Annotated in this window: 11 protein-coding genes and 1 tRNA gene; 5 read left to right on the forward strand and 7 right to left on the reverse strand. The window is 65.1% G+C overall.

What is annotated here, in order from left to right; translation table 11 throughout:
- Positions 1-98: 98 nt before the first annotated feature.
- Positions 99-1,823: an ABC transporter substrate-binding protein gene (locus NNX38_RS06810; RefSeq protein ID WP_370646382.1), complete on the reverse strand. Its 1,725-nt coding sequence runs from the start codon at positions 1,821-1,823 to the stop codon at positions 99-101.
- 125 nt (positions 1,824-1,948) lie between these two features.
- Here NNX38_RS06810 and NNX38_RS06815 point away from each other — a divergent pair, with 125 nt between their 5' ends.
- Positions 1,949-3,670: an ABC transporter ATP-binding protein gene (locus NNX38_RS06815; protein WP_255797321.1), complete on the forward strand. Its 1,722-nt coding sequence runs from the start codon at positions 1,949-1,951 to the stop codon at positions 3,668-3,670.
- An 83-nt stretch (positions 3,671-3,753) separates the two neighbouring features.
- Positions 3,754-4,209: a tetratricopeptide repeat protein gene (locus NNX38_RS06820; RefSeq protein ID WP_255797351.1), complete on the forward strand. Its 456-nt coding sequence runs from the start codon at positions 3,754-3,756 to the stop codon at positions 4,207-4,209.
- 108 nt (positions 4,210-4,317) lie between these two features.
- On the opposite strand, the gene NNX38_RS06825 is transcribed toward NNX38_RS06820, so the two are convergent.
- From NNX38_RS06825 to bcp, 5 genes are all read right to left on the reverse strand, one after another.
- The gene (locus NNX38_RS06825) at positions 4,318-5,226 is read right to left on the reverse strand and encodes an ABC transporter permease (protein WP_255797352.1); all 909 of its coding nucleotides are present in this window, start codon (positions 5,224-5,226) and stop codon (positions 4,318-4,320) included.
- Between the two features lie 32 nt (positions 5,227-5,258).
- Entirely contained in the window at positions 5,259-6,263 is a 1,005-nt protein-coding gene (locus tag NNX38_RS06830) for an ABC transporter permease (protein ID WP_255797322.1), read from the reverse strand.
- 101 nt (positions 6,264-6,364) lie between these two features.
- Positions 6,365-8,059, reverse strand: a complete 1,695-nt coding sequence (locus NNX38_RS06835; protein ID WP_255797323.1) for an ABC transporter substrate-binding protein — start codon at positions 8,057-8,059, stop codon at positions 6,365-6,367.
- Between the two features lie 235 nt (positions 8,060-8,294).
- A tRNA-Leu gene (locus tag NNX38_RS06840) sits at positions 8,295-8,379 on the reverse strand.
- Positions 8,380-8,437: 58 nt separating this feature from the next.
- The gene (bcp, locus tag NNX38_RS06845; protein ID WP_229949412.1) at positions 8,438-8,905 is read right to left on the reverse strand and encodes a thioredoxin-dependent thiol peroxidase; all 468 of its coding nucleotides are present in this window, start codon (positions 8,903-8,905) and stop codon (positions 8,438-8,440) included.
- A gap of 149 nt (positions 8,906-9,054) precedes the next feature.
- Here bcp and NNX38_RS06850 point away from each other — a divergent pair, with 149 nt between their 5' ends.
- From NNX38_RS06850 to NNX38_RS06860, 3 genes are all read left to right on the forward strand, one after another.
- A complete protein-coding gene (locus NNX38_RS06850) occupies positions 9,055-9,597 on the forward strand; it encodes a MarR family winged helix-turn-helix transcriptional regulator (protein WP_255797324.1) in 543 nt (180 codons plus the stop codon).
- A 109-nt stretch (positions 9,598-9,706) separates the two neighbouring features.
- The gene (locus tag NNX38_RS06855; RefSeq protein ID WP_255797325.1) at positions 9,707-10,879 is read left to right on the forward strand and encodes an RtcB family protein; all 1,173 of its coding nucleotides are present in this window, start codon (positions 9,707-9,709) and stop codon (positions 10,877-10,879) included.
- A gap of 33 nt (positions 10,880-10,912) precedes the next feature.
- Positions 10,913-11,707 (forward strand): GNAT family N-acetyltransferase, encoded by a 795-nt coding sequence (locus NNX38_RS06860; RefSeq protein WP_255797326.1) that lies wholly within the window; start codon positions 10,913-10,915, stop codon positions 11,705-11,707.
- Between the two features lie 24 nt (positions 11,708-11,731).
- Here NNX38_RS06860 and NNX38_RS06865 read toward each other — a convergent pair whose 3' ends face one another.
- Positions 11,732-13,582, reverse strand: a complete 1,851-nt coding sequence (locus tag NNX38_RS06865) for a tannase/feruloyl esterase family alpha/beta hydrolase (protein ID WP_255797327.1) — start codon at positions 13,580-13,582, stop codon at positions 11,732-11,734.
- Between the last annotated feature and the right edge of the window lie 90 nt (positions 13,583-13,672).

Consider the following 13,672-nt stretch of genomic DNA (forward strand, 5'->3'; position numbering starts at 1 on the left):
CTCCAGTCGCGTGGGCGCTAGCCCTAGAAGCGTATCCCCGACCACATGTCTTCCTAAAATTATCGCTGCACTTGGCCCTCGGGCGGGAGGGGGCTAACTCAGCGATCCGCCAGCGTTATCCGGTTGAATACTTCGTGCAGGACAGGGCTGGTGGGATAGCCGGCCACGCGGGGGGACAATGCGAGGGCCGAAATGGGGAAGGCGAGGGGCACCGCCGGCACGCGTTCGGAAATCCGGTCGGTAATGGCCCGGTAGGCGTCGGTCTGTTCCTGGCCTTCCACGAGGCCCCGCGCTTTGTCGATGCCGCTGAAAACCTCGGGATCGTTATAGGAAAACTCGTCGGTATACCGGCCAAACAGGGTCCCGACAAAGTTGTCCCCGGCCTCATAGGTCCCGGCAAGTCCCAGCAGGTGGAAGGCCCGGTCCTCCTTGCCCTGGACCTTATCGAGGTAGCCCTCGGACCAGTCCACCGGGACCGGCCGGATGTTGAACCCGGCCGCGGTGAGCTGGCTGCTGAGCCTGGCGTAGACCCTTTCCGGGGCGGGCAGGTAGCTGCGGGTGACGCGGCGGGGGTAGTAGAAGGGCAGTTCGCGGCCGTCATAGCCAGCTTCCGTGAGCAGCTCACGGGCCTTGTCGACGTCGTACCCGTAGCCGGTGACGGTGTCCGAGGTCAGACCCAGCTTCTGCGGAAGGAACTGGTTTGCGGGCTTGGTGCCGTTGAGGAACAGGCCGTCCAATACGGCGGGCTTGTCGATGGCATAGGCCACCGCCCGGCGGATGAGTACATTGTCCATCCCGGGGAAATTGGAGTTGATGCCCAGATAGAGGATGGAATAGGGGTCCCGCTGCTGGATCTGCAGGCCGTTGCGGGCCAGATCGCCGACGTCGTTGACGGTCACCAGGTCATAGCCGTCCACCTCGCCCTTCTTCAGGGCCCGCAGCCGGCCCTCGGGGCTGGAAACGGTCTTGAAGACAACCGTGCCGATCTGTCCGGCTTCGCCCCAGTACTCCGGGTACGCTGCCAGTTCCACGACGTCCTCGTTCCAGCTGACGAAACGGAACGGCCCGGTGCCCACCGGATGAGCGCCGTAGGCCGAGATATTCCGGCCGTTGCGTTCCTGGGTGAGGTCATCGGCCGAGGCGTCAGCCAGGGCCTTCGGAGAGGACATGGCGAACGCCGGAGCGGCCAGGGCGGAAATGAAGCTGTCGAGCGGCTCGGTAAGCTCCACCCGCACCGTGTACTCGTCCTCCACCACGCATTCGCGGTAGACCGCGGTCTTCGGGGAGTCCGAGAACCCTCGGAAGACGGATCGATACATGAGGGAATCGTTGCGCACGGATTCCGGCAGGGTGTACCAGCGCTCGAAGTTCCGGCGTACGGCTTCTGCGTTGAAGGGTTCGCCGTCGTGGAAGGTGACGTCGCGCCGCAGCTCAAACGTGTAGGTCCGGCGGTCCTCGGACCTGGTCCAGCTCTTTGCCAGCAGGGGTGTCGGGGCCGAGGTCAGGGCGTCCACACCCACCAGGCCTTCCAGAACCTGCCGGGTGACCCGGTAGGACTCGGTGTCCGCGGCAAGGGCGGGGTCCAGGGTGACCGGGCGGGCCGCCGTCGCGAAGGTGAACCGCTCGCTGGGGCCGGCCGGACCGGTTGCCGTGGGAGTGAGGGAAGGGGAAGGCGAATCCGCTTCGGCTGTGCAGCCGGCGAGCATGAAGGCCGCAGCCACCGCACCTGCACGGATGACGGAGCGGCGGGAAAGGGCGGGAGCGCCGGATCCGGTGTCTGGATCTTTCGCGGTGCCGGATTTTGCGGTGCCGGATTTGGTCACGGTGATACTCCTCCGGGACGCTCCATCCCTCGTTTTTTAGTGATTCTTCATTCTAAATGATTAAAAACCGGTAAACAGCTGTGAGACACGCGTCACAAGGGGCGAGAGTGGGGCAGGATGGGGAAATGACTGATTTGAGCACTGATTCGCCCCTGCTCGAGGTGAGCAACCTCGCGGTTAATTTCCGGACCATGGATGGAGAAGTTCCGGCCGTGCGCAACGCCGGTTTTTCCCTCCCGGCAGGAAAGACACTGGCCATCGTGGGGGAGTCCGGGTCCGGGAAATCCACTACTGCGATGGCCGTCATCGGGCTGCTGCCCGGTAACGGCACCGTGGCTTCGGGCAGCATCCGCTTCGACGGCCAGGAACTGGTGGGTCTGCCGGAATCCAAGATGCGGGCAATCCGCGGGCGTTCCATCGGCCTGGTGCCGCAGGATCCGATGTCCAACCTCAACCCGGTGACTAAGATCGGCACCCAGGTTGCCGAAACCCTGTTGGTGCACGGTATGGCGACGAGCAAGGACGTGGACCGGAAAGTAGTGGAGGTCCTGACCGCAGCCGGGCTGCCCAACGCCGCGGAGCGTGCCAAGCAGTACCCGCACGAATTCTCCGGAGGCATGCGCCAGCGTGCGCTGATTGCCATCGGCCTGGCCTGCCGTCCCCGGCTGCTGATTGCCGACGAACCCACCAGTGCCCTGGACGTCACAGTCCAGCGGACCATCCTGGACCAGATCGATCGGATGACGGAGGAACTGGGTTCATCCGTCCTGTTGATCACCCATGACCTGGGACTGGCAGCCGAGCGCGCCTCCGAGCTGGTGGTTATGCACCGCGGCGAGGTAGTGGAAACAGGTCCCGCCCGCCAGCTCTTGGAGGACCCGCAGCACCCGTACACCCAATCCCTGGTCCGTGCAGCCCCCAGCGTGGCAGCCGTGCGGCTAAGCCCGGGTGCCTTTGCGGGACATGCCGGCTCCAGGAGCGGGACCCCTGCCGCGGCGTCGGCGGCCGGCGAACTGGCTGCCGCCCCCGCCGGGACGGAGACCGCACCGGACAACATCGTGGAATTCCGCGACCTGACCAAGGTGTTCAAGATCCGCGGCCGCTCCGACGATTTCTATGCCGCCAAGAACGTCACCCTGGACATTCCCCGCGGCCGCACCGTGGCCATCGTGGGGGAGTCCGGTTCGGGCAAGACCACCACGGCGCGGATGCTCCTGAAACTGATTGAACCCACCAGCGGGACCATGACCTTCGACGGCATGGATGTTGCCACGCTGGACAAGGTCCAGCTGCGCGAATTCCGGCAGCGGGTGCAGCCGATCTTCCAGGACCCCTACTCCTCCCTGGATCCCATGTACACCATTGAGCGGATCCTGGAGGAGCCGCTCAAAACCTACCGGCGCGGAGACAAGGCAGAACGTCAGCGCCGCGTCCGGGAACTGATGGAGCAGGTGGCGCTGCCCCCGGAGATGCTGCACCGGTACCCCGCCGAACTGTCGGGCGGGCAGCGGCAGCGCGTGGCCATCGCGCGTGCGCTGGCGCTGAAGCCCGAGCTGATTGTCTGCGACGAGCCGGTCTCGGCGCTGGACGTCCTGGTGCAGGCGCAGATCCTCCAGCTGCTGGGGGATCTGCAGCGCGAGTTCGGCCTCAGCTACCTGTTCATTTCCCATGACCTGGCGGTTGTCCGGCTGATCTCCGACTATGTGTGCGTGATGAAGGACGGGGAGCTGGTGGAAGCCGCCACCTCCGAGGAGGTTTTCTCCAATCCCCGCCACCCCTACACACGGAAACTCCTGGCCTCGATTCCCGGCAACGAGCTCAACATCGACGGCGAGCTGGCTTCCTGACCGTGGCAGAAACGCAGACGGGTTCCGCAGCGGACCTGGACGCAGAACTGGAGCAGCTGCTGGCTGCCCGGAACCGGGAGGACATGGCCCCCACCATCGCGGCGCTGCTGGACGTCCTTGACCGCTATCCGGACAATGCCCGCGTCCTCTATGAAGTCGGCGGCGCCTATGACACCGCAGGTGAAGAGGCAACGGCCGCCGGATTCTACGAGCGGGCCCTGGCCCTGGGGTTGGAAGGCGACGTGCTGCGGCGCTGCTACCTGCAGTACGGCAGCACCCTCCGGCTGCTCGGACGCTCGGAGGAATCGCTGGCGGTCTTTGCCTGCGCCCGGAATAGCTTTCCCGCATCAGTGTCGCTTGGGGTCTTCGAGGCCCTGACCCTGCATGCGGCGGGCAAGGTGAACGCGGCGCTCGCCGGTCTTCTGGTCCTGCTTGCGGAGAATGTGTCGTCGGAGGACCTGGAGCGGTATCTCCCGGCGCTGCACGGCAACGCCGCTTACCTCGCTTCGCTCGACGCCGGGGACGGCCACCGCGCCTGACCCGTACCGGACAACAGAAGGTACCGGACACCAAAGCCGGACAACGAAGAAGGGCCCTCCGTTGGGAGGGCCCTTCTTTGTTGACGGAGGCATTGCCGTCCGCGACGGTTATTTCCGCCGTGTCTTGGGATCCAGCGCCTCACGCAGGGACTCGCCCAGCAGGGTGAAGCCAAGCGCGGTGATGGCAATGCAGATACCCGGCAGGAAGGCCAGCTGCGGTGCCACGGCCAGTTCGGCCTGCGCGTAGGTAAGCATCCGGCCCCACTCAGCGGTCTGCGGCAGGCCGCCGCCGAGGCCCAGGAAGGCCAGCGCGGCGGCGTCAATGACCGCTGTCGCCAGGGTGAGGGTGGCCTGCACGATCAGCGGACCCATGCTGTTCGGCAGCAGGTGGCTCATGGTGATGGTCCGCCGGCTGAGCCCCAGGGTCTGCGCAGACAGGATGTAGTCGGCGCTGCGCTGGGAGATCATTGACGAACGCAGGAGCCGGGCGAAGATAGGCACCTGTGAGACACCGATGGCAATCATGATTGCCAGGGAACTCTGGCCCAGGAGGGCGGCAATGCTCACGGCGAGCAGCAGGTTCGGCACGGAGAGCAGGATGTCGACGAAGCGCATGATCACGCTGTCCACCCAGCCGCCCAGGCCGCCGGCAATCACGCCGAGCAGCACTCCGCCGGCCAGGCCCAGCGCCGTGGACACTACGCCGATGATCAGTGACGCCCGGGCGCCCCAGATCAGTTTGGAGAGGACATCGCCGCCGAAACGGTCCAGGCCCAGGGGATAACCGTCAATGTCTCCCGGACCGGGGATGTTGGTGGGGGTGATCTCCGTACGGCCGGGGAGGTCGTCGCCGCCAAAGGGGGCAAGCAGCGGGGCGAGGATGGCCACCAATATGAACAGCCCCACGATGACGGCGCCGGCGACGGCGGCCGGGTTGCGGCGCAGGCGGCGGAAAGCGTCTTTCCACATCCCGCTTCCGGTGACGGGCTTGGCGGTGGGAGCACCTTCGGGAAGGATGGACCCGCCGGCTGCGGGAGGCAGAGTAGTACTCACTGGACACGCACCCTTGGATCGATGAAGCCGTAGGACACGTCAACCAGCAGGTTGATCAGTGAATACGCCACGGCTATGAAGACAATGAAGCCCTGCAGGACGGGATAGTCGAGGGCGAAGATCGCGTCCCTCAGGAACCTGCCGATACCGCTGAACGCGAAGACCGTCTCGGTCAGGACGGCGCCGGAAATCAGAAGGCCGGTCTGCAGGCCGATGGTGGTGGTTACCGGCAGCATGGCGTTGCGCAGCACAAAACGGCCGCGGATGGTCTTCTCCATCAATCCTTTGGCGCGGGCCGTGCGGACATAGTCGGCACCCTGGACCTCCAGGACCGATGCCCTGGTAATGCGTACGATGATCGCCAGCGGAATGGTCCCGAGTGCGATGGCGGGTAGCACCAGGTGCATAACGGCGTCCCAGGACGCATCCCATTCCCGGGTGAGCAGGCCGTCCAAAACGTAGAAGTCAGTGACATGCGTGGCATCGATGCGTGGATCCTGGCGTCCGTCTGTGGGGAACCAGCCGAGCTGGATAGCCAGCACCCACTTGAGGATGAAGGCCAGGAAGAACACCGGGACGGTGATGCCGATCAGGGACAGGACCACCGAGGAGTGGTCCCAGAAACGTCCGTAGTGGCGGGCGGCCAGGTAACCCAGCGGGATGCCGATGCCGACCGCGAAGACAAGAGCCACGACCGCCAGCTCCACGGTGGCGGGAAAACGGGTGGCGAATTCCTCCAGCACCGGGCGCCCGGTGACGATTGAGGTGCCGAAATCGCCCTTCAGGAGCTTGCCGACGTAGGTGAAGTACTGCTCGATCAGCGGGCGGTCAAAGCCGTAGGCCTTGTTGATGTTGGCGATGGCTTCGGGGGAGGCCTTGTCACCGAGCAGCGCGGTGGCCGGACCGCCGGGCAGGTTGCGGACCCACAGGAACAGCAGGATCGAAAGGCCGATCAGGGTGGGGATCAGCATAAGAAGGCGTTTGCCGATGACTCGTAGCACGAGTGTCCTTTCCCAGCCGTGGGGCTGGAGGATCTGGGGAGGAAAAGGCGAGGCGCGTAGGAGGCCGGGGACCCCGCGGGGTCCCCGGCCTCCGCGGGATGTTACTTGGAGAGCTTGATCTCGCTGAAGACTTCGTCGTTCACCGGGCTGGCCGGGTAGGACTCCACCCGCTCGGAGAACGCGAGCGACGGCGCCGGGTGGGCCAGCGGGATGGCCGGCACGAACTGGGCGATGTCCTCATTGATCTGCTCGTAGAGCGGAGTCTGCTCGTCGAGGGTGGACACCTGGCGTGCCTCTTCCAGGGCGTTGAAGATCTCCGGGTTGTTGAAACCGAACTCGGGCTTCTCCTGGCCGAAGAACACGCCTACGAAGTTGTCCGTGTCGTTGTAGTCGCCGGTCCAGCCCAGCAGGTGCAGGCCGTGGTCGGAGCCTGCCTGCACGCGGTCGAGGTAGTCCGGGGACCACTTGTCCGACTGAGGGTTGACCGTGATGCCGACTTCGGCCAGCTGCGCGCTCAGGTTGGTAAAGACCTGCTCAGGCGTGGGCATGTACGGCCGGGAGACGCCGGTGGGGTAGTTGAACTGCACAGTGAAGCCGTCCGGGTAGCCGGCTTCGGCCAGCAGGGACTTGGCCTTCTCGGGGTCGTATTCGTACGTGGTGACGTCTTCGTTGTAGCCGTTGACGACGTCGGGGATGAACTGGGTGGCAACCTTGGTGCCCTCGGGCAGGGTCTGGCTGACCAGTGCTTCCTTGTCGATGGCGTGCGCAATAGCCTGGCGGACCTTGGGGTCGGACAGCTCGGGCACCTGCTGGTTGATGCCCAGGTACAGGATGGTGAAGGGATCGCGCTGGACCACGTTGAATCCGGCCTCGGCCAGTGCCTCGGTGTCGGCAGGGGCCACGAGGTCGTAGCCGTCAATGTCGCCGGACTCCAGCGACTGGCGGCGGGCCTGCGGATCATCGATGACGCGGAAGATGATGTCGGTGACCTGCGCGTCGTCGCCGCCCCAGTAATCCTCGTTCAGGGACAGGGTGAGCTGGTTGCCCACGTCCCAGCCGTCGAACTTGTAGGGACCGGTGCCGGTGGGGTGTTCCTTGGCGTATTCGGTCAGCTCGGGAGCTTCGGCCGTTCCGGAGGAGTTGTTGGCGCCGAACTCCTCCAGCGCGGACGGGCTCTGCATGCTGAAGGCGGGCAGCGAGAGCGCCGCAACGAAACCGGCGAAGGGCTTGTTCAGCGTGATCACGGCTTCGGCATCCGAGGACGCTTCGCAGGACTTGTAGGTTGCCTCTTCGGGTGTATCCGAGAAGCCCTTGAACAACATGCCGTAGTAGTAGGCCTGGCTTTCGGCCTGCTGGATGCCGGTGAAGTTGTACCAGCGGTCAAAGTTGGCGCAGACCGCTTCGGCATTGAAATCGGTGCCGTCGTGGAACTTGACGCCTTCTTCGAGGGTGAAGGTGTAGGTCATGCCGTCTTCCGAAGCTTCCCACGACTTCGCCAGCAGCGGTGCCGGGTCTGCGGTGCCGGGTTCGACGCCGACAAGGCCTTCGAAGATCTGGCGGCTGACGCGGAAGGACTCGCCGTCGGAGGCGAAGGCGGGGTCCAGGGACTTGGGATCGGATGAAGCGGCAAAAACGAACGTGCCGTCCACCTCACTGGAGCCGCCGTCGGCCCCTTCCTCGCGGTTGCTTTGGGCGCAGCCCGAAAGCACAAGCGCGCTCAGGGCAAGGCCGGCGGTAAGGGCGGACGCGCGCTTCTTGGCGGCCCGGCCCTTCCGGACGCTGTCTGCTGAAAACATGTTTTGGGTACTCCTCAAGGGCGGATGAACACTGTGCGAGTGCTGCCTGCGGCCGGAAAACCAGCCCGGATGCGTCCTTTGGACGCACACGTATGGACAGAGCCTAATGCGGAAGTGTTTCTGTTACGTGACATTCGTCACCGTCGGCGTGGTTACGATTCGGCAACGCCAGGGCGGGAGGAGGTGGCCCCGGGCACGAAAAAAGCCCCGGTCCGAAGACCGGGGCTTTAGTGCTTGGTGCGCGAGGAGGGACTTGAACCCACACGTCCGAAGACACTGGAACCTAAATCCAGCGCGTCTACCAATTCCGCCACTCGCGCCGATTTCCCCTGCCGGCTCTACTGCGCAGCCGGGAAACCGGTTTTAGTCTACCCGAGGTTAGTCGAGCCCCAGATCACGCCGGAGCTTGGCAACATGCCCGGTGGCCTTCACGTTGTACTGGGCGAGGGCAACCTTGCCTTCGGGGTTCACCACCACGGTGGACCTGATCAGCCCCTCGTAGGTGCGGCCGTAGTTCTTCTTTTCTCCCCATGCGCCATAGGCTTCGGCCACGGCGTGGTCGGCGTCGGAGAGCAGCGGGAAGTTCAGGTTCTCGGAGGCCGCGAACTTCTCCAGCTTCTCCACCGGATCGGGGGAGATGCCCAGAACGGTGTAGCCGGCGCCCTTGAGGCTGTTCAGGTTGTCGCGGAAGTCGCAGGCCTCCTTCGTGCAGCCGGGTGTGGCCGCGGCCGGATAAAAGTAGACGATGGTGCTGCTGCCGTGCAGGTCCGCCAGTGACACGGTTGTCCCATCGGCGGCGGGAAGCGCGAATTCCGGTGCGGTTTCGTCCGGGCTCAGACGGGGCATTAGGTCTCTCCTTGGTGTCGATTTCGTCGCTGGTGCGCCAAAACGCGACATTTCCAGCGTGCGGTGGCTATCCTAGACTGTGGATCGGGACGTAATCAGCAAACTGTCTGTGCGGGCGGATCCGTCGCCGAGAGGAAGAGTTTTATTTTATGCCGGATATGGAGCGCTGGCCCACCGGGCGCCTGTTGTCTACAGCTGCACGCCTTGTAGAGCATGCCTGGAACGAGCGGTTGGTCAGCATTGGCCTGACCCACGCAGGCGTCATCGCCTTGGGTGTTCTTGACTCGCAGGGACCAATGACGCAGGCACGCCTGGCGCAGCTGGTACGTGTGCAGGCACAGACGATGGGTAAGACCCTGGCCCGCCTGGAGACCCACGGACACGTGAGCCGTGTGCGCAATGACCTCGACAAGCGCAGCCACATGGTGACTATCACCGAGCAGGGCAAGGAGGCGCTCCACGAAGCTCAGAACATCGAGCGCACGCTCCTTGACGGTGGTGACTTGCTGTCCGAGGCGCTGCGCAGCCAGCTGCGGAAGGTCATCAGCGAGTTGGGAAGCCCGCGGTGGCAGGTCGCCGTCGACGTCCCCGGACTTCCGGTCCCGCCCGAGAGCGGTTTGGTGATGCTGCCGGAGACCGCGGAAGCCATGGAGACTGCGGAAGCCGCGGAAGCCCAGGCCGACAGCCGCTGACCGCCGGAGCGGCAGCTGAATATGTAAGAAGAGGCACATCCGCCGGATGTGCCTCTTCTTTCGTTTGGCCGTTAGCCTCGATGGTAAGCACACTGACGAAAGGGCGGCCGTGGAACAGCAGGTCAACGACAAATACCTCAACTTCGCGAGCGTCATTGACGACGTCACCCTGGAGCAGAACGTCAAGACATCCAGGATGCCGTTCATTTATCCGCACCTGGCTTCCATGCCGGACGCGCATCTGGGGAAGGGCGCAGCTGTCGGATCCGTGATTCCCACGCTGGGGGCAATCATTCCCGCGGCGGTGGGCGTCGATATCGGCTGCGGCATGATCGCCGTCCGGACCCAGCTTTTTGCCTCGGATATTGCCGGCCTTAACCGCCGGATCCTGCGTGAATCGATAGAACATGCCATTCCGCTTTCGGCCGGCAACAACAACCGCAGCCTCACAGACTCGGCACGTCTCCGGGTGGAGGAACTGGCCGACGACGCCGCTGCCGCCGGCTTTGACCCCGCCTCGTACCTCAAGGGCTGGCGCCTCCAGCTGGGCACGCTGGGGTCGGGGAACCACTTCATCGAAGTGTCGCTGGACGAAGAGGACGCCGTCTGGCTGTTCCTGCACTCTGGCTCGCGCGGCGTCGGGAACAAGATCGCCCAGCAGCACATCTGGGCAGCCCAGAACTACTGCGGGAAGCGGTCCATCGACCTGCCGGACCGCGACCTGGCCTACCTCGAAGAGGGGACAGAGGAGTTCGACCGGTACATTGCCGAACTGATGTGGGCGCAGAAATTCGCCCTGCTCAACCGCGAGGAAATGATGGACCGGGTCGTGGGATGTTTCAGTGCCTGGGCTGGGGAGGCCGTGCAGGAGCGGGAACGGATCAACTGCCACCACAACTACACCGAGGTTGAGCACCACTACGGCAGGGATGTCTGGCTCTCGCGGAAGGGTGCCATAGACGCGTCGCCGGGGCGTCCGGGACTGATCCCGGGATCCATGGGTACGGCGTCGTACGTGGTGGAAGGCAAGGGCTACGCGCCGTCGCTGAACTCCGCACCGCACGGCGCCGGGCGGGAGTATTCCAGGACCAGGGCGCGCAAGACCTTCAGCCAGGAGCAGCTGCGGAAGGCAATGAAGGGGATCGAGTTCCGCGACACCCCCGCATTCCTTGATGAGATCCCTGCAGCGTACAAGGACATCGACGCCGTGATGGCGGACGCGAAGGACCTGGTCACGGTGAAGCACGTACTGCGGCAGATCGTGAATGTGAAGGGAAACTAAGCACGGGCGCCAGTGAAGGTAGGGTATGGACCCATGACCACACCCACAGAGCTCCTTGCCGCCTACGACCGGCAGCTGCGCACCGACGCGGAAACCCCTGGTGCAGTCGCCGTCGAACGGCTGGGGCCGCTGCGCCTGGTGACGTTCGACGGCGGCCGGGGCTTCATCACCTATGCCGGCCTGGACGGGGCGGACGCCGCGACCATTGCCGGCTGGGTGGCCGGTGCCCTCACGCACTACCGGAGCGACCCGCAGATCCGGAAAGTGGAGTGGAAAACCCGGGGCCACGACCGGGCCCCCGGACTCCACGAAGCGCTGCTGCACCACGGCTTCGAACCGGAGGAACCGGAATCCATCATGATCGGGCGCGCGGCGGACCTGGCGGTTGATGTCCCGCTGCCCGAAGGGGTTGCCCTCCGCCGCGTTACGGAAGAGGAAGATGTCCGCGCCATGAGTGCCATGGCGGACGGGGTATTCGGCGATCCGGTCTCCATAGCGACGGCGGACTCCCTCCTGCGGCGGTTGTCCCGCGGCGACGGGATGGAACTCTGGGTGGCGGAAAGCGGCGGCACGATCATCAGCGCCGGCCGCCTGGAACCGGTTCCCGGCACGGACTTCGCAGGTATCTGGGGCGGTGCAACGCTGGCGCCCTGGCGGGGCCGGGGTATCTACCGTGCCCTCACTGCAGCCCGTGCCCGCTCCGCACTGGCAGCGGGCAAGACACTGATCCACAGCGATTCCACCGAATACTCCCGACCGATCCTGGAGCGCTCCGGCTTCCTGAAGGTGTCCTCCACAACGCCCTATCTCTGGAGTGCGGAGGCGTAGCTGAAGGAGCCGGAGCGCTGGCCGCTAGTGCCGGCCGGCTTCCCGGGAAAGCCAGTTGCGCCCGCCGCGGTGCTGCCCGCAGACGAGTTCCGTTCCCTCGGCGCGGCACCACGTCTGGTAGTCCGACGAGTACAGCCGGGACCCCAGCCACTTGTAGTCCGGCCCGATCTCCCGTTTGGGGGTGTAGGAAGCGAAGTTCGCGGCGTCGTCGGTGCTGCCCGTACCGTCATAGCGGGCCACGGCTGGATACGGGTAGACGGGCCGGGTGCGCGAAACCGTCTCCGCGCCGTCGTCGGCGGTTTCTATTTTCGAAGCCATAATCGACGCCGGCGCCCGGCCGCTTTCCACCCATGCCATCACCGGGGTCAGGACGTCAAAGCTGTCCGGTCCCTCGCCGCCGCTGCAGTGTTCGACGCCGGGGAACATAAAGAGCCTGGCGAAGTCGTTGACAGCATGTTTGCCCATGGTCCCGCGGACGGCGTCGTAGTAGGCCAACGTGGACTGCGGCGAAATGTGGTGGTCATTCCAGCCGTGCCACAGCAGCAGTTTGCCGCCGCTCCGCTTGAACGCTCCGAGGTCCGGATCCATGGCGGACATGTAGCTGGAGGACTGCATGGTTTCCCAGAAGGCCTGCTTGGTGAATTCGAGATCGGTCAGCTCGAAGTCCGGCCGGGGGTTGTTCGGATCGGCCAGATAGCGCAGGTAAGACAGGGCGAATTGCTCACTGGACACCGGATCGCCCTGAGCCACGGGAACAAAGAGCGTCCACGCCAGTTCCGAACCCCACTCGTGCGAGATTTCCGGTTCCAGCCGCCTGCCCTTGTCGTCAACGGCCCCGTCATGCAGCTTCCGGACCACGTCGGCCTCCGCAGCGGACAGGCAGGCTGCCGGATCCTGCCCGGCTGCACAGATGAGCGACGCCGGGTCGAAGCCGCAGGCGCGCGGGTCATCGAGGACGCCGTCGGCCAGGCCGTCCAACGTATCGCAGGCCGCCAGGACCGCGTCGTGGATCAACGGCAGTTTCCCTGCGAGCAGGATGTCGTTGCCGTCGGCGTCCTTGTTGGCGAGGACATTCCAGGCATGGTGGTAGGTGTTCTGCACAGCCATATTGTTTGCCGGGGCGCCGGCCGCAATTCCGTCGAAGTCGTCCGGGAAGCGCTGCGCCTCCATCAGTGCCTCCCGTCCGCCGTCCGAGCATCCCGTGAAATAGGAGTAGGCGGGGGAGCGGCCGTAGAACTTCGTGATCAGCGCTTTCACCGTCAGGGCTGTGACGTGTACGCCGCGGTAGGCGAAGTCGATCTGCGCCTGGGGATTGTCTGCCGCCCAGGACCCGTCATTCTGCCCTTGGTGTCCCATGTCGGTGGTGGCGCTGGCAACGGTGCCGTCTTCTACCACCGGGCAATCTTCCGCCTGGCCATAGTTGATGCTGGCGTTGCCGCAGAGGCCGCCGCAGCCGGTCTGCAGGTACCGCTGGGTCCATCCCTCCAGCGGCAGCCGGACCACTATCGTGTTGGCCGGCGCGATGGTGCCGCGGACCTCACAGTACGGGTTCGGAGTGTTTTCGCTGACGACGACGGCGGAGGTGATGGTGACTTCGGCTCCGGCCGCACGGCGCAGGTCGAGTCCGGTGACGTCGCCGCAGGACATAACGGGCGCGACCGCCGGCAGCACCCGGAGCCCCTCCGCCGTAACGGCTGGGGGCGGTGCGGGCCTGCGGCGGTCGGCCGCGGCTCCCGGCACGGGGGAGAGGGACACCGCAAGCACGGCCAGGAAGCACAGGAAGGCGCTAAGCCCCGGCCGCCGCTTCGTACGTTCGGAGTGAGGGTGCTGCGGGGAAAGGAAAAGCGAGTGAGTGGTGGATCCGGATCGGTGCATCAGGTCTCCTTTGACGTAGAGGCCTCCCCCAAGACCGTGGCAACGCTGCCACGGGCCGCACGGTACCAATATTGTTGACGATCCGTAACA

Origin of the sequence: Arthrobacter sp. zg-Y238, assembly GCF_024385525.1 — a bacterium.
GTDB lineage: Bacteria > Actinomycetota > Actinomycetes > Actinomycetales > Micrococcaceae > Arthrobacter_B > Arthrobacter_B jinronghuae.